At 38.9% G+C, this 17,518-nt stretch carries 10 protein-coding genes; 9 read left to right on the forward strand and 1 reads right to left on the reverse strand.

Features of this window, described 5'->3' with window-relative positions:
* Window positions 1–403: 403 nt before the first annotated feature.
* Window positions 404–1,852 (reverse strand): aminopeptidase C, encoded by a 1,449-nt coding sequence (locus HXT27_RS02915; RefSeq protein ID WP_075523658.1) that lies wholly within the window; start codon window positions 1,850–1,852, stop codon window positions 404–406.
* A gap of 568 nt (window positions 1,853–2,420) precedes the next feature.
* On the opposite strand from HXT27_RS02915, the gene HXT27_RS02920 reads away from it, so the two are divergent.
* The 9 genes from HXT27_RS02920 (at window position 2,421) to HXT27_RS02960 (ending at window position 17,195) form a co-directional block, all read left to right on the forward strand.
* Window positions 2,421–3,404, forward strand: coding sequence for an ABC transporter permease (locus HXT27_RS02920; protein ID WP_082266275.1), 984 nt, complete (start codon window positions 2,421–2,423; stop codon window positions 3,402–3,404).
* A gap of 27 nt (window positions 3,405–3,431) precedes the next feature.
* Entirely contained in the window at window positions 3,432–4,385 is a 954-nt protein-coding gene (locus HXT27_RS02925; protein WP_075523684.1) for an ABC transporter permease, read from the forward strand.
* A gap of 75 nt (window positions 4,386–4,460) precedes the next feature.
* Window positions 4,461–6,344, forward strand: coding sequence for an ABC transporter ATP-binding protein (locus tag HXT27_RS02930; protein ID WP_103043242.1), 1,884 nt, complete (start codon window positions 4,461–4,463; stop codon window positions 6,342–6,344).
* Between the two features lie 389 nt (window positions 6,345–6,733).
* The gene (locus tag HXT27_RS02935; RefSeq protein WP_296157382.1) at window positions 6,734–8,476 is read left to right on the forward strand and encodes an ABC transporter family substrate-binding protein; all 1,743 of its coding nucleotides are present in this window, start codon (window positions 6,734–6,736) and stop codon (window positions 8,474–8,476) included.
* A 389-nt stretch (window positions 8,477–8,865) separates the two neighbouring features.
* Window positions 8,866–10,683 carry an ABC transporter ATP-binding protein gene (locus HXT27_RS02940; protein ID WP_075523660.1) on the forward strand — a complete coding sequence of 606 codons (1,818 nt, stop codon included), beginning with the start codon at window positions 8,866–8,868 and terminating at the stop codon, window positions 10,681–10,683.
* A gap of 3 nt (window positions 10,684–10,686) precedes the next feature.
* Complete coding sequence (locus HXT27_RS02945) at window positions 10,687–12,483, forward strand: ABC transporter ATP-binding protein (RefSeq protein ID WP_422113206.1); 1,797 nt, start codon at window positions 10,687–10,689, stop codon at window positions 12,481–12,483.
* A gap of 138 nt (window positions 12,484–12,621) precedes the next feature.
* The gene (locus HXT27_RS02950) at window positions 12,622–13,674 is read left to right on the forward strand and encodes a TatD family hydrolase (protein WP_422113207.1); all 1,053 of its coding nucleotides are present in this window, start codon (window positions 12,622–12,624) and stop codon (window positions 13,672–13,674) included.
* A gap of 177 nt (window positions 13,675–13,851) precedes the next feature.
* Window positions 13,852–16,335, forward strand: coding sequence for a KUP/HAK/KT family potassium transporter (locus HXT27_RS02955; protein WP_422113208.1), 2,484 nt, complete (start codon window positions 13,852–13,854; stop codon window positions 16,333–16,335).
* Between the two features lie 2 nt (window positions 16,336–16,337).
* A complete protein-coding gene (locus HXT27_RS02960; RefSeq protein ID WP_422113209.1) occupies window positions 16,338–17,195 on the forward strand; it encodes an HD domain-containing protein in 858 nt (285 codons plus the stop codon).
* The last annotated feature ends 323 nt before the right edge of the window (window positions 17,196–17,518 follow it).

Here is a 17,518-nt window from a genome sequence, read left to right on the forward strand (position 1 = left end):
AGATTTTTTTCAGGAAATTTTTAGCTTAAAATAAACTTTTTCTAAGGAAGTATGGTGTATACTTGAGTGTGCTAGCGGTTCGCCGTTAGTGAGATTCGCAAGTCGAATCCCATAACTGAAACCTTCTTCTCTCTTTCTCTCTGCCCCAGCGGGCTTTCTCTCCCGCTGGGCTTCTTATTATAAATTGCGCTTTTCTATTTTGCGTAATAACTACATCTTGGGTAAATATCTAGTAATAGCTAGTAGATTAACCCGTATTTTGTGGAATAGCCCGAAATAACCCGGAATAATCCGAAATAGCCCGTATTTTTGTATATAAAAAAGCGCAGACTGATTTTTCAATCTGCGCTTTAATTTAATCTGCGCTTTAATGCTTAATTAAATTAAGTAATATGAAATTACTTTACTTGCAACGCTTTGTTAGCGGTTCCCATGGTTCAACTTGAATAGGTTCTTGCTTCAATACTTCAAGTGTTGCTGAATCAAGATACTTCTTATCAATAATGATCTCTGTTACATAGCGATCGAACCATTGTGCAGATCCGACGTAATATCCGTCTTCTCCTGCATCTTTACCCCAGCTGTTTTCAATCTTCCAGCGGTCTGGATTGCCGTCTTTGTCTAAGTTCACGCCTGTGAAAGTCATTGCATGGTTGCTTGGGCTATCCATGTATTCTAAGCCTTTAGCTTTGTCAAAAGTGAACTTTACATCGAATAGTTCATCAACTCTAACTACTGCTGGATCAAAGAATCCATCATGTCGAAGAGAGAATTGAGTGCAATCGCATGCAAACCAGATTGGGTGTCCTGCTTCAAGCTGTGCTACAGCAGCTTTACGGAATACATCTAATGAAACGTTTACAAATTCCATATCTGGTGTTTCTGCAACGTTTGTTGTGTATTTAATGCTATATCTCTTGTTAAATGGTGTGCGTTCCATTGGAGAGTTATTTAGTGTGACGAAATCGTTTACGTCAACTGGTAAGTACTTTTTAGCGAATTCTAGAGGAGTGATGCCATATTCGCGAATCATAGGACGTTCATCTTTGCCTGTCTTAGGCTTTTTATTATCGTCTTTCTTTTCGCTTTCTTCGGCTTTTGTTCCGTCTTTCTTTTCGCTATCTTTTTTATCGTCATCTTCTTCTTTAGTGCGCGCAATGAAGTCAAATCGCTCTGGTGGTTCACCTAATGCAATTGTTACCATTCTGTACACAGTTTCCAAATCGCGTACTTTCATTTCGCGCAATTCTTCTAATGAAGCTCCATTTTTATGAGCTTCACGCATTTGAGAAGCAAATTCGCGCAACTTAGTGTTCACGTATTGTACGAAAGCGTCTGAATCACGAGAGTTTTCTGATTCTGGATATGCTGATTTTGGAACAAGCCCGTATTTGTTTACCAAGTTTACGAACATCTGCCACCAACCGCCATCATCGATTGGTCCTTCGTTAATTACTTGGAAGAGTCTGCTATCAACTGGCTCGTCTAAAGTAGATAACACGTTTTCTAAATACGCGTTTGCTTTTTCAATCTTATCCCAGAAGAAAAGATATGTTTCTGAGAACTCGAAGTCTTCTAAATTCCACTTGTGCATTAGCTCATAGCGCAAAGTGTTAAGAGATGCAAACATCCAGCAACGTCCTGAGTGCTGTTGATCTGTTATTGCTCCTTGCTTTAACTCTACTGAGAATGTTCTTGGTAGAGCTCTTTGACCTTGATAGCTTGTTGCTGCTTTAAGAACGCCGCTAGAAACAGAAGCGTTTGCAGCTACGCGATTAGCGCGTTGGTCGTTAAAATGTTTTGAATAAGCATGCACATGATCCAGTGTCACGGCTTTGATATTTTCTGCCATATGACTTATTTTTCTCCTTGAATTAGATTGTGTATTAGAGAATAAATGCTATTGTATCTACTGGAATGCATTAGGCTTATTGCTTTATGTTTCGTAATTGTGACATATTATTTACAAACTTGAGGAATTTTTGAATTATTGCCCTTGTTTCGATAAATTTTCTGTTTTTATCGTCAAATTCAGAATTTATTTTATTTATTATTATTTTCAATATTTATTACAATAAAAGATTTACTTAAGAGAAATTTATTTTTATTTTGTTAATTAAAGAAAATAAAAATAGCTCAAAACCTTTGATATATTGCGATTGTTGACCTATTTATAGTAACGAAATTATATAAAATTTTATGTAGAAAATATATTAGATTATGCGCTAAATAGTGCGTTACTTATATGTCGTGTTGTACATAGGTTAGCTGAAAATATACTAATTACAGTCCCGAGTTCTGCAGAAGGGCGGATTAAGTGCGTCCTTTTTCGGGTATTTTAGTTGTAAAAGCGGCGTACGAACCTCCGCAGTTCGTAATTGCCTATGGAGGAATAATGGTAGGCGGAGAAAAGAGTCACAATGATAAGATACATCGTTAAGCGATGCCTGAACTATGTGGTGATGCTGTTTGTCGCCGTATCTATGACGTATTTTTTGGCGAGCGCTTTTATGGATCCACGTTCGAATTACATGTCTAGGCATCCGCATCCGCCGATTGCTTCAATCAACCGTTCCTTAGACTTAGCAAATATTAACGATCAAACACCAGTGCTTACACGTTATGGTCGTTGGCTTTACGGCATTCTCACTAGATGGGATTGGGGATTAAGCCCAGATCAAGCTCCAGTAGGCCCAGCAATTGCTTCTCGTATTGGTGCATCAGTTCAGCTTGTTACTGGTGCTACTGTGCTTGGAATTGTTTTAGGCGTAAGCGTTGGTGTATATACAGCAATTAGACAATATAAGTGGCAAGATCGAGTTTTGAACTCTACTGCTACATTCTTGCTTGTTGTTCCTGCAGCAGTTTTGGGATTGATGGTTGTTCTTGCTGCTATTAACATCAATCGCCTTTCAGGAATTCGTATGTTCTACGTTACTGGATTACATTCGTATCAGGGTTCTAATCCACTTATGTTTATTCTTGATTTCTTGCAGCATTTGATATTGCCAACTATTGTGATGACTATTCCAGGTATGGTTAGTTATCATTTAACGCAGCGTACTTATTTGCTTGATACTATGAATGCTGATTACGTTCGTACTGCTCGTGCTAAGGGTTTGCCATTGAATTTGGCTATACGCCGTCACGCATTGCGAACATCTTTGATTCCAACTGCTGTTGACGTTGCATTCTCTATCGCTGGCGTATTTACTGGTGCTGTTATTACAGAAACTGTGTTTGCTATCAACGGCTTGGGTAGCTATTTTGTGCAAACAATTTTGCAAAACGATATCAATGGTTCTGTTGCCATTGCTGCGTTTGGTGCAGTATGTACATTGACTGGTGCTTTGCTGGCAGATATCTTCTCTGCTTGGCTTGATCCGCGTATTCGTTTGAACTAAATGCAAGACAGTGTAGGTGACATTAGCATGAATAGTGATAAATCTTCACAACCTGTAGCTTCTTCTGAGAAGAATCATTCGAAAAAGAATGCTTCTGGCGCATGGGGTAATTTTAAGCGTACTGGCAAATTAACACTTTATACACGTCGTTTCTTTAGACGTCCTTCTGCAGTTGTTGGTTTGGTTATGCTTATTATCTTGGTTCTCTTCGCAATATTTGGTTCAAAGATTTCGAAGTATAAGTACGATGAGCCAGATTTTACGGCTCTTGCCACTCCTCCTTCTGCTGATCACTGGCTTGGAACTACTCCTGGCGGTTCAGACATGTACGCTATGGTAGTTCGTGGTTTAGGTCGTTCTCTTTCTATAGGTATTGTTAGCTCAATTACAATCACTGTTATTGCTGCTTTGGTTGGTACTGCTATCTCATACTTTGAAGGTTGGTTTGAGCAAGTCGGAATGTGGATTCTTGATATGCTGCTGATCGTACCTTCATTCCTGCTTATCGCGTTAATAATCAGCGCATCTACTGGCGGCAGCGATTGGCTTTGGCTTGCATTTGGTTTAACAGCGTTTGGTTGGATTGGTTACGCTCGTACTCTTCGTACACTTACATTGAGCTTACGTGAGCGTGAATATGTTCGTGCAGCTAAGTTTGCTGGTGTTTCTTCGTTTGTTATTATTGTGCGCCATTTAGTTCCAAATCTTGGTTCTGTGTTGATTATTAACACAGTTCTTGGCGTTATTGGTGCAATTAACGGTGAAACTGCTTTGAGCTTCTTAGGCCTTGGTATTAAAGCTCCAGATACTTCTCTTGGTACTTTACTTAACGCAGGTCAAAGTGTTGTTCAGACTTCTCCATGGGTCTTATTAGTTCCATCAGCTGTGCTTGTTTTGCTCACTTTCTCTGTTCAGCTTATTGGTGACGGCTTGCGCGATGCAATTGATCCATATTCCAAGTCAGTTGGTAAAGCTGAGTAACGAGCGTTTGGAGTAATAAACATGACTATGAATGTGGGGAATGGCGAAATGAGCGAAACGAATAATATAAATCAAATGGCTCAAGTGAATCCAGTAGATTCTGGCAATTTTGCAGGAGATTCTGCTGGAGAACCTTTGCTTTCTGTTCGAAACTTATCCGTTAGCTTTGCTTCTGAAGCTGGAACTGTTCACGCAGTTCGAGATATGAATTTTGATTTGTATCGCGGGAAAACAATTGGTATTGTTGGCGAATCTGGCTCTGGTAAATCTGTTACTTCTTTGGCTGTTATGGGTTTGCTAGATAAAAATGCTAGCGTTAAAGGCTCAGTAAAATATATGGGTGAAGAGCTTTTAACTAAGTCAGATGCTGATATGAGTAAGATTCGTGGCAAGAACATAGCCATGGTTTTCCAGGATCCTCTTTCAGCTTTGACGCCTGTTTTCTCTATCGGAGATCAGCTTAAAGAAGCTTTGATAATTCATAATCCAAAGATGACTGAGGAACAGATTCGTCGTCGTTCTATTGAACTACTTAATTTGGTAGGCATCAGCAAGCCTAGCGAACGGTTGAAAGCTTTTCCTCATGAGTTCTCTGGTGGTATGCGTCAGCGTGTGATGATCGCTATGGCAATTGCTAATAATCCAGACATAATTATTGCAGACGAACCAACAACTGCTTTGGATGTTACTATTCAAGCTCAAGTTTTGGAAGTTTTGAAGAAAGCTCAGCGTGAAACTGGCGCAGCAATGATTTTCATCACTCATGATTTGGGTGTTATAGCTGGTATTGCTGACGAAGTTATAGTTATGTATTCAGGACATTTGGTTGAGCATAACAGCGTAGAAGAAATTTTCGCTCATCCAACGCAACCGTATACGATTGGTTTGCTTGGTGCTGTTCCACGTGTAGATCAGAAGCGTCAGCATCGTTTAACTCCTATTTCTAAGCCAACTATGGATATGTTGATGGCTGAAGAAAATAATGGAAATCCTGATAGCATGATTGGACTTGAAGCAGAAAGTGAAACTGTTCGTTCGTTAATCCATTCTGAAACTGAAAAACCAATCAAGCCTATGTTTGAAGGCATCCCTCGTGAAAATCGTAGGATTGTCTTGGAAGTTAAAAATTTGGTTAAGACTTTCCCGATTACAGGCGGTGGTTTCTTACGCCGTAAGATTGGCGAAGTTCGTGCTGTTGATGGCGTGAGCTTAGAAGTTCGTGAAGGTGAAACCGTAGCTTTAGTTGGTGAATCTGGCTCTGGTAAATCTACAACGTTGATGGAGATTATGGGCTTGAAACAGCCTGAGTCTGGTTCTATTACTGTTTTTGGTAAGAAATTAGATAGAAGTTTAACCAATTTGGATCGCATGAAATTGCGTGCGAATATGCAATACGTCTTCCAAGATCCAATGAGCTCGCTTGATCCGCGTATGTTGGTTTACGATATTTTAGCTGAGCCTTTGCGTGTGCAGCATAAGTCTAAGGAAGACATTCGCGTGCGAATTGCTGAGCTTATGCAATTGGTTGAGTTGAATCCAGATCAAGTTGATCGATTCCCAACTCAGTTCTCTGGTGGTCAGCGTCAGCGTATTGCTATTGCGCGTGCTTTAGCTGTAAATCCTAAGCTTTTACTTCTTGATGAGCCTGTATCTGCTTTGGATGTTTCTATTCAGGCTGGAATTATCAATTTGCTTGAAGATTTGCAAGATAAGCTCGGTGTTGCATATTTGTTTGTGGCGCATAATATGGCAGTGGTTCGTCATATTTCTAGTCGAATTGCAGTTATGTATCACGGACGAATTGTGGAAGCTGGAGAAACTGATGAAGTCTTTGACAATCCTCAGCATCCTTACACTAAGGCTTTGATTAGCGCTGTTCCTATTCCAGATCCTACTATTGAGAAGAATCGTAAGCGTATTATTCTTTCCGAAGATGATTCGTTTGATAATATTAAGTGATTTCTAAAAGTCTTAAAAAGATTTTTGAACTTACTTTTACTTGGGGCGTATTCCTTAGAATTTAGGAATCGCCCCATAATTTTTTCTAAAATTGCTTAATGCTAGTACAACATTTTTTATTTATAAAACTGTTATGCACGTCTATTTTTTTGTAAACATTAGATAAACTAACGTAAAGTAAAATATTTTGTTTTTTAATAAAAATTAACTAAAAAATTTTTAGTTTTCACTTTTATTTGAATGAATTACCATTTTATTTAATGAAGATTTGTTTAGCAAACGTTATCTGCGGAAGTATTTGAGAAAATTGTAACCCAAATGTCACATGATTGGATATACTCTATCCACATACCGGAAAAGAGGACATCATCCGGGGAATGAGAGGAATCATGAAAAATACGAATGCAGGTAAATTGACTGTATTTGCAGCTGCAGCTCTTTCGCTCACCATGTTGCTTGGTGCCTGTGGTGCTGATACTGCTAACAGTGGCAATAAGTCTTTGACTGAAGAGCCAGCTGCCGGTGTTGACACTTCTTATACTGGCGAACTTCCAATGCCAGATGTCAACAAGCGTTACGACAATCCACAGACTCGCGATAACATCAAGGATGGCGGTACTTACACCGTTGCTCTTCCTGTTCTCGGTCCAAACTGGAATTACGCTTCTAACGATGGTAATTCTGGTTACATGGCTACTTTGTGGAGCTTCTACCAGCCAAATCTTGTGGCTTACGACACCGTCAAGGGTGAGAAGATCAAGTACAACCCTGACTACGTCACTTCCGTCAAGAAAGTTAGCGATAATCCACTCGTCGTTCAGTACAACTTGAACCCAAAGGCTAAGTGGAACGATGGCACAGATATCGACTACACTGCTTTTAAGGCGACTTGGCAAGCTTTGAACGGAAAGAACAAGGATTATTCTGTTCCTAGCACCGAAGGTTATGATTGCATCGAGTCTGTTGAGCAAGGCTCCAGCCCTAAGCAAGTAATCGTTAAGTACAACAAGCCATGCGCTACTTGGGAAATGCTTTTCGCTCCATTAGTTCATCCAAAGGCTGGTGACGTTCAGACCTTCAACCAGGGTTGGGTTAATAAGCCTCACAATGAGTGGGGTGCAGGTCCATTCCAGATTGAGTCTGCAACTGATAACCAGGTTGTCTTCACACGCAATCCAAAGTGGTGGGGCAAGAAGGCTAAGCTCGATAAGATCGTTGTAAAGCGTATGGAAGATACTGCTGCTTTGAACGCTTTCCAGAATGGCGAAATCGATGCTGTAACCGATTCTATCTCCTCTAAGGATTCTATTAAGGCTGCTCGTAGCGTTAAGGGCGCTCAGCTCCGTTATGGATATAGCACTAAGGTTCGCGTTTTGAACTTCAATTCTCAGTCCAAGCCATTGAATGATCTTGCAGTCCGTAAGGCTGTTGTTCAGGCTTTCGATGTTGCTACTTACAACAAGATTCAGTTCCAGGGCATGAACTGGAAGAGCGAACAGCCAGGTTCTGAGCTCCTTTCCATGTTCCAGGCAGGATACAAGAATAATCTCCCAGCTGAAGGCAAGTACAACGTTGCTAATGCAAAGAAGACTCTTGAAGCTGCTGGTTACAAGATGGGCTCTGATGGCTACTACGCTAAGGATGGTAAGCCACTCGAGATTTCCTTCACCTTCTTCGGTGATGACTCTACTCAGGCAGCTCTTGCTAACGCTTTCCAAGCTATGATGAAGAAGGCTGGAATCAAGTGCAAGACTGTGAACCAGGCTGTTGCTAAGTTCTCTAAGGTTGTTGCTGCTCACGATTACCAGGTACTTCCATTGGCATGGCAGTCCACATCTCCATTGAGCTTCTTGTCTGCAGCTAGCCAGGTTTACAAGTCTGATAGCGATTCTAACTTGGGTCTTGTTGGCAACAAGGATATTGATGCCATGCTCGATAAGGTCGGCAAGACTTACGATTATAAGGAACAGACTGAGTACGCTAACAAGGCAGAATCTGAAGCTCTTGCACTGTATGGCACTCTTCCAGTTTCCGCTCCTCCTATCTATCAGGTGTTCAAGAAGGGCTTTGCTAACAATGGTCCTGCTGGTTATGCAACCACCTACCCAGAGGATATGGGCTGGCAGAAGTGAGTAAATTTATTACAATAACTTGTAAGAATTTACTTAAGCTAATTGCTTAACTTACAGCATGTGGTGTGTGGCTTTGAGCTATGCACCACATGCTTTTATCCTTGTTTAGTTACAACACTTAATAATTAAATAATTTTTAATCTTTTGCGAATTTGAAACTTTTTGTGAAACAGTTGCTTAAAAATCGCTTCTATGAAAGTTTAAAAATCTTTAGATTGAAAACAGTTGCTTCAAAACTTACAAATCTAAGCAAAATTACAAATACAAATACAAATACTAAATTAAATAAAGATCTAAATAAAAATAGAAAATAAAGCAAGATTGAAATTAAAATCGAATTAAAGCAAAATCGAATTAAATTAAAATCAAATTAAAGGAGAATCTAGCGCATGTATGTAAACCCAAATAAACGCAAAGATGCGAGCAATGTGCGCTGGATATTGCAATATTGCAAACCAGATATGTGGAAAGTTTGGATTTCGATTTTTCTGTTTATTATTAACGACACAATGGCAATGACAATGCCGTTACTTTCTGGCTTTATTGTAGACAAAATCATTATTGGAAAGAAGCATAATCTGCTTATTGGCGTATGCACATTGATGATAGCGATGATGATTATTCGTGTATTCTCAAGGTATATTTATCAGCTTTTGATGGAGAAATTTGGTCAAAATGCAGTGTATCGCCTTGTGAGTGACGAATATGAGAAACTTCATTCGCTTGATTTTACATACTTCAATCACACGCGTACCGGCGATATTATGAGCAGAATGACGTCTGATACGGATGCGATTCGTCACTTGCTCAGCTGGGTTTCATATATGGCGTTAGATTGCGTTGTAATGTTTATATTCGCGTTAATTATAATGACGATAATTCAGTGGCAACTTGCATTAGCGTTAATGGCTATTACTCCATTGCTGTTTTGGCTTACACGAACTCTAGGTAAAAATGCTAGGCCAAAATTCCTTGCGATTCGTGAATCTTTTGCTCGTATGAATTCTATGGTTGAAGAAAATATTGAAGGGAATCGTATCGTAAAAGCTTTCGTGCGTGAGACTTACGAAACTAAAAAATTCGATGAATGCAACGAAGACTACTTTAATCGCAATATTACGCTTGCAAAGAATACTCAAAAATATATGCCGTGGATTGACAGCATGGGATTTGTGCTTGATCTTATAACAGTTGGTTTTGGCGGATTGCTTGTTTTGAACGGGAGCATGACTTTAGGCGTATTTGTTACTTTTAACAGTTTCCTTTGGATGCTTAATATGCCTATTAGAATGTCTGGCTGGCTTATTAACGATTGGCAGCGATTTAACGCAGGATGTGTGAATATTCGCAAGCTTCTTACGCAAGAATCGCATATTGATATTTCAAAAGAAGCGGATAAAGACGTTAAAGTTAAAGGTGAAATCACTTTTGAGCATGTTGATTTTGCGTTCCCAGACGATGAAGATTCTCCTATTTTGAAAGACATTGATTTAAGAATTCCTGCTGGAAGTAAGCTTGGTATTCTTGGCGAAACTGGATCTGGAAAATCAACTCTTGTAAATCTTATTTCAAGATTTTATGATCCGACGCGCGGACGCGTTCTAATTGACGGGAAAGATGTGCGCTTGTTGCCGCTAGAAACTGTTCGTAGTGAAGTTAGTATAGTTGCGCAAGAAACTTTCCTATTTTCAGATACAATTGCCGGAAATATTAGTTTTGGTTTGGCTAAAAACAAAGAAAATTGCAAAGAATTAGATGATACTATTCGCCGAATGGCTCGTATTGCTGCTGCTGACGATTTTATTGCAAATATGCCAGATGGCTATGAAACTGTAGTAGGAGAGCGTGGAGTTGGTCTTTCTGGAGGGCAAAAGCAACGTTTAAGCTTGGCTAGGGCATTGGCGAACAATCCTGCAATTTTGATTATGGACGACACAACTTCCGCTGTAGACATGGAAACAGAAGAGCATATTCAGCAGGAGTTAAAGAAACTTGATGGCACGCGCACTGTAATTACAATCGCACATAGAATTTCATCTGTTAAAGATGCAGACATGATTGTTGTATTAGATCATGGCGAAATTGTGGAGCGCGGAACGCACAGTGATCTTGTTGCTAAGCATGGAAGGTATTGGGAGATTTACAGAAAGCAGTTGGGATTGCAAACTGGTAAGTCTGCAGGATTTGAAACTACTAAGGCGGAATAGAATATGGCTCAAAGAAACACATATCGCGAAGATGAAAGTCAAGAAGAACGTATAAATATTCATGAGCTTATGCGTATTAGAAAATACGTGAAGCCATATTCTATAAAGCTTCTATTAGTAATTATGGTAGTTATTAGCGGCAGCATAATTATGACAGCTATGCCTATGATTACAAAAATATTGATAGATGTGGTTTTGCCACAAAAAAGTTTAACGTATCTATATGTAATCATTGCAGTTTTTCTAACTTTTATTATTTTATACGAGTTAGGTTTGGCATACAGAACTTTAGCTATTACAAAAATAGGTCAGTTGATAATTAAAGATATGCGAAGAGATATTTTTACGCATGTGCAATCATTATCTTTTGATTATTTTGATTCTCGTCCTCACGGAAAAATTTTGATTCGCATTGTAAATTATATAAACACGTTGTCGGACACTCTTTCTTCGGGACTTATTAACGTGTTTTCCGATGTTTTCGTGCTTATTATTACGTTGATTACAATGTTTGTAATAGATTGGCGAATGGCGTTGTGGAGCTTGGTTCTGTTTCCAATATTTATAATTTGGACTCGTACTTTGCAAATTTTGCAGCAAAAAGCGTCTAAAAAATTATCAAATAAGCAAAGTAATCTTAACGCGTATTTGCATGAGTCAATTGCAGGTGTAAAAACAACTCAAACTTTTGCTCGAGAAGCTGAAGCGTATGGTATTTTCCAAGGTCAGCAGTCTGAAGTAAGAAAAGCATGGATGAAGAATGTTAGATTTCAATTATTGCTTTGGCCTGGAGCGTTAATCATTGAAACTTCTGCAATATCTTTGCTCTACTATGTTGGTGTAACGAATGTGTTCTCAATGAATGTGAGCACTGGTACGCTTATAGCTTTTATTTGGTATTCAACTACTTTCTGGGAACCTGTAGTGAATATTGGTAATTTTTATACTCAACTTGTAACATGTTCTGTATATTTGGAGCGAATTTTTGAAACTTTGAGAATTAAGCCAAAGATTGTAGATAGTCCTGACGCTATCGACTTGCCTAAAATTGAAGGTAAAGTAGATATAAATGATGTTGTATTCCGTTATGAGGATGACGGAAGACTGATTTTGAATCTTGTTGATTTGCATGTTAAACCAGGAACTACTGTTGCTTTGGTAGGTCCTACTGGTGCTGGAAAAACTACGATTGTAAGTCTTCTTTCAAGATTCTACGATGTTTGCGAAGGCTCAATCACTATTGACGGATATGACGTGCGTTCAGTAACTTTAGCGTCTTTACGTAAGCAGATGGGTGTTATGCTTCAAGACAGTTTTATTTTTAGTGGAACAGTTCGTGAAAACATTCGTTATGGAAAGCTTGACGCGAGTGATGAAGAAATTGAGGCTGCAGCGCGCGCAGTTCATGCACATGAGTTTATTGAAGATTTACCAGATGGTTATGATACTGAAATTGAGGAGCGTGGAGCTACTCTTTCTGCAGGTCAAAGACAGCTCATTTCATTTGCGCGCGTACTTTTGGCAGATCCGCGCATTTTAATTCTCGATGAAGCAACAAGTAATATTGATACTCGTACAGAAGAAGCTTTGCAAGCAGGATTAGCTCAGCTACTTAAAAATCGTACTTCTTTTGTAATTGCTCATAGGCTTTCTACTATTGAAAATTCTGATTTGATTTGTGTAGTAGATCATGGGGAAATTGTTGAGCGAGGTTCTCATGAAGCGCTTATGGCAGAAAAGGGATCTTATTATCGTCTTGTTAAATCACAATATGATGCGATTCGTAAAGCAATTGTTTGAGGTTGCGTGATTTTGTTTGTGATTGCGTGAGGTTGTTTGAGATTTTGTTTGTGATTTAGCTAGTCTATATTTATCTTAAATTTTGCGGCGTTTTTCGTTACAAAATAGAATTTTTATTGCGCGAGTACACTTGAAAATATGAGTAAACATCATCGTGAACATAATTGGGCGCCTGCATTGGCATCGCTTAATGAAGACGAACTCTCAAATAAAGATTTGAAATTATCGCAATCTGCAGTTTCGCAATCTGCAGTATCGCAATCTGATTCATGGTTAAATCTAATTAAAAGCGGAGTGTCAATAGCAGACGATCACACTCATATGTTAAGTGTAGTAAATTTTGTGCACGAATTAAATCTGCAATTAGCCCAAAAAGGTCGTGATTTAATATATCAGCCAACTGCAGATGATTTAGTTGTTAAAGCAAAAGCATCAGGAGTTTCGCATATGTTAGAAGTTGGCTGCGAGTACCCAGATTGGGAGCCAACTATCTCATTTGCTAAATCACACTCGGATTGTGTTCGTGCTGCAATTGCAATACATCCAAATGAAGCAGTGTTGCACGGTCATAGAGGTACAACTGGTCCAGACGGATTGCCTGTAGTTTATAAGCCATATCATGACATACCTTTCGATGAAGCAATGCAGCATTTGCGCTCGCTTATAATCTCAAATCCGGAAGAAATAGTTGCTATTGGTGAAACAGGCTTAGATTATTTTCGTACAGGCGAACCATCTAGGTTTGCTCAACGTGAGGCTTTTCGAGATCACATATCACTTGCTAAAGAGCTTAATATGCCATTGCAAATTCACGATCGTGAAGCTCATAGTGATGTTATAGAAATTTTATTAAAAGATGGCGCTCCAGAAATGACTGTATTTCATAGTTATTCAGGTGATGCTTGCATTGCGGCTATTCTTCGTGAAAATGGCTGGTTTGCTAGTTTTTCTGGAACTATTGGGTATAAAGGTAATGAAGATTTGCGTGAATCTGCTCGTATTATTGGTCTAAATCATATTACTGTTGAAACAGATGCGCCGTATCTGACTCCGATGCCTTACCGTGGACGACCTAATGCTCCTTATATGGTTCCATATACTTTGGAAACGCTTTCCCAAGTACTCGATATTAGTCTTTCAAAAGCTGCTAAAGTAACACGAGAAAATACAGAGAAAATTTACGGATTTTAAGTGTAAAACAACTTTCAAGAATCCTTATTTTTCAACGATTTTTGAATATTTTTTGCACTATATATCTATTATTGTATACAATATCCAAGTACGAGTTAAATAAAACTGTAGATTGAATAAGGCTGTTATTATCTTCCGCATATGTGGAAATACGTCTTAGCTATGGAGGAATCTGGCATGACGAAGTCACGCATTAGTGTGCCAACGAAAGAAGGTGCAAAGGATCCTCGCAACGGTGCGAAAGATTCTACAAAAAGCTCAAAATCTGCGATTTTGCGCGCTGCATCATTTACTAAAGCGCCGAAAGTTTCGCAAAAAACGACTACTCGCGAAGAGCGCGAAGTAATAGCTCAACAGCAAGCTCAAGAAGTTAAAGAAGCAGAAAAGCTTGCTGATTCCGCTGTTCGTGGTCCGCTTGGACGTTTGTGGGCTAAGATTCAGACAAGTTCAGATAAATTCACTCTTTCAATGGCTATTGTTGCTCTTGGAGTGGTTTATGGAGATATTGGTACTTCGCCTTTGTATACTGCTCAAACATTTTTAGCTGGTCAAGGCGGATTGCAAAATATCAATCGTGAAGCTATTTTTGGAATGCTTTCTTTGGTGTTTTGGTCAATATCTTTGATTACTACAGTCAAATATGTCTTTGTTGCAATGCGCACAGATAACAAGGGTGAGGGCGGCATCTTTGCTTTGTATTCATTGATGCGTAAGCGCGGAGCTTGGCTTGCTATTCCTGCAATGATTGGTGGAGCAGCATTTTTAGCTGATTCTGTTTTAACTCCTGCAGTTTCAATATCTTCTGCAGTTGAAGGTCTTCGCACTATTGATGCGTTTAAGCCGATTTTCTTAGAAAATAGCAATTTAGCTTTGATGATTACGATTGTTATAATCGTGATTTTATTCTCTGTTCAGCAACGTGGTACAGAGAGGATTGGCAAAGTATTTGGAATCGTAGTTATGATTTGGTTTGCCTTCCTTGCGCTTGTTGGAATAATGAATATCGGAACTGATTTTGCTATTTTTGAAGCTCTTAATCCTGTTTATGGTATTAAGTTCTTATTTAGCTCTCATAATATTGCTGGCTTGGCTGTTATGGGTACTATCTTCCTTTCGACTACTGGTGCTGAAGCTTTGTATTCAGATATGGGTCATGTTGGTAGAGGAAATGTTTATGTTACTTGGCCGTTTATTAAAGTAGCGCTTATACTTAATTACTTCGGTCAAGGTTCGTGGATGTTGAAGCATCAAAGCGATAAGTCGTTATGGTCTACTGAAGGTTTGAATCCGTTCTTCCAAATGCTTGGTCCAAATTTGCGATATGTTGCTGTTGTTCTTTCTGTTACAGCTGGCATCATTGCATCTCAAGCTTTGATTACTGGTGCTTTTACTATGGTTTCTGAAGCAACAAGTTTGAATTGGATGCCTCATTTGCAAGTTCAATATCCTGCTCGTACTCGAGGCCAGCTTTATATTCCAGTTGTGAATGTTGTTTTGTGTATTTCAACTTTGACTGTGTTAGCAGTATTCCGCGATTCAGAGCATATTTCTGGTGCTTATGGTCTGGCTTTGACTATGACAATGATTGCAACAACAATTCTTCTTACTGCGCATATGTGGTATCAGAAGAAACGCGTTGGAGCACTTGTGTTTGCAATCGGATTCTTAGTTATTGAGCTTATGTTCTTCGTGGCGTCTTTGGCTAAGTTCATGCATGGTGGCTGGTTTACTATGCTTCTTGGAGCATCGATTTTGATTATTATGCTCACTTGGAAAGATGGCACTAAGATTGAACGTTCACAGCGCTTGCATATGAAGCCTAAAGATTTCTTACCTGTTTTAGATAAGTTGCATAGCGATTTCCGTATCCCTTATTTTGCCGATAATATCGTATATTTAACTTCTGATCGAGAGATGAAGCGGTTAGATACTGGTATTTTCTTCTCGATTTTTGCTGATCATCCTAAGCGTGCTAGAGCTTGGTGGGCTGTGTCTGTTGAAACTGATGATGCTCCGTTCACACGCGAGTATTGTGTTGAGAATTTTGGAACTGATTATTTGTTCCGAGTAAAAATAAAGCTTGGTTTTAAAGTTTCGCCTTCAATTCCTGCTTATTTGCATCAAATTATGCACGATCTTTCTCACACTGGAGAGTTACCTCGGCAGAAATCTGTGTATCCTAAGGTTGATGCTGATCCAGATATTGGACCAATTCGTTATGTACTTTTGCATAAAGCTTTAATGCCTGAATCTAATGTTTCAGTTCGTGGAGCTTTGTCTTTGAAGATGAAGTATGCGATTAGGCATATTGCTGGAACTCCTGTTAAGTGGTTTGGTTTAGCGCCTTACAATCCTATTGTAGAAGTTCAGCCTTTGTTTGTTTCTACTCGTAGGCCTCCGCGTTTGAATCGTGAAGACGATTCTTCTAGAGCAGTGCAGTCTTTGCAAGGTGCTTCTGCAGCTGAAATAGTTTCTGATTTGCAAAGCAATCGTCCAAGTGACGCTGAGCAAACAGCTATTATGAATGCTCGAGATATTGCTGCTGTTAATGGAACTATTGATTCTGTTGATATTCTTGATCCGCATCAAGATGGTAAGTCATCTAATGACAAGTCATCTAACGACAAGTCGTCTAATAATGTTTCTAAAGCTAGGCAATAAATATGCTTTTTAATTCTGAAATTTCTGGGAATGTTGATGGTTCTGGAGTGATATTGTCGGATATTCCTGATTTTTCTGAAGTTGAGCGATTGCACTGTGAGATTGCTCCGTCTAAATCTGCATACGATTTAATTCATGGTCATTGTGTTGTTATTGCTACTATTGCTTGGCAAATTGCGATGAATCAGAATAAGTTGTTATGCGAGAAATTGTGTAATGATAAGCCACGCGATAGCAATTTGAGTTATTGTGATTCTAATCTTGAGTACTTATCCTTTATGCCGAAATCCTATGCTGATCGCGCGCTTATGGCAAGAAGTGGGATGATTTCGCTTATTGGTAATAAGACTTTGCCGAATTTTGTTGGCGGATATGCGCCTAGTTGCTACGTTGATGAATATGCAGTCTGTATTGGTGCTTTATTGCATGATATTGGAACTTATAAATTATTGAAGGAAGATGGAACTTCTGGAACTTTAAGATTTGACGGTCCGCGTTATATTACTCATGGATTATTGGGATACAATTATTTGCTAAAGAATTCAGTTAGTGAAGATATTGCACAATTTGCGCGCAATCATACTGGCGTTGGGCTTTCTAGAGAACAAGTTAAATCACAGAATTTACCTTTGCCTGTTGATGACTATATGCCTCGCACAGTTGAGCAAGAAATTGTTATGGTTGCAGATAAATACAATAGTAAGTCAGTTCCGCCGCGATTTTTGACAGTTGAATCGTATCGACGTAAGGCAGCTCGTTTTGGTAATGATAACTCATTGCGTTGGATGAGTTTAGTAGAAAAATATGGCGAGCCAGATGTTTATGCTTTAGCAGAGTTCTTTGGGCTTAGAGTTGATTAGATAGTTTTTATTTATTTATTTATTTGTCTGTCTGTTTATTTATTTCTTTTTGTTGTTTAAGTTTTTGTCTGTTTGTTTTTGTTTCTTGAGTTTTCTTTATTTCTTTATTTTGTTTTTTTATTGTTTATTAGTTTTTTTTTTACTGTTTATTTGTTTGTTTATTTGTCTTGTTTCTTGTTTTTGCTTGTTTGTGGGGTTGGGTTGGTGTTTTTCGACACGCCGGTGTTTTGGCTTGTTTTCAGTGGTTTTGGGGTTGTTTTGTTTTTTGGGTTTGCGTTTTAGCGTGTGTTGGTGTAAGTTTATCTTTTGCTGCTCAGCGCGGC

Origin of the sequence: Gardnerella bivia (assembly GCF_049262715.1) — a bacterium.
GTDB lineage: Bacteria > Actinomycetota > Actinomycetes > Actinomycetales > Bifidobacteriaceae > Bifidobacterium > Bifidobacterium vaginale_A.

Coding starts and splice junctions, on each gene's coding strand:
- HXT27_RS02920 (WP_082266275.1), top strand. CDS start 2,421: ATGATAAGATACATCGTTAAGCGATGCCTGAACTATGTGGTGATGCTG.
- HXT27_RS02915 (WP_075523658.1), bottom strand. CDS start 1,852: ATGGCAGAAAATATCAAAGCCGTGACACTGGATCATGTGCATGCTTAT.
- HXT27_RS02960 (WP_422113209.1), top strand. CDS start 16,338: ATGCTTTTTAATTCTGAAATTTCTGGGAATGTTGATGGTTCTGGAGTG.
- HXT27_RS02930 (WP_103043242.1), top strand. CDS start 4,461: ATGGCTCAAGTGAATCCAGTAGATTCTGGCAATTTTGCAGGAGATTCT.
- HXT27_RS02940 (WP_075523660.1), top strand. CDS start 8,866: ATGTATGTAAACCCAAATAAACGCAAAGATGCGAGCAATGTGCGCTGG.
- HXT27_RS02955 (WP_422113208.1), top strand. CDS start 13,852: ATGACGAAGTCACGCATTAGTGTGCCAACGAAAGAAGGTGCAAAGGAT.
- HXT27_RS02935 (WP_296157382.1), top strand. CDS start 6,734: ATGAAAAATACGAATGCAGGTAAATTGACTGTATTTGCAGCTGCAGCT.
- HXT27_RS02925 (WP_075523684.1), top strand. CDS start 3,432: ATGAATAGTGATAAATCTTCACAACCTGTAGCTTCTTCTGAGAAGAAT.
- HXT27_RS02950 (WP_422113207.1), top strand. CDS start 12,622: ATGAGTAAACATCATCGTGAACATAATTGGGCGCCTGCATTGGCATCG.
- HXT27_RS02945 (WP_422113206.1), top strand. CDS start 10,687: ATGGCTCAAAGAAACACATATCGCGAAGATGAAAGTCAAGAAGAACGT.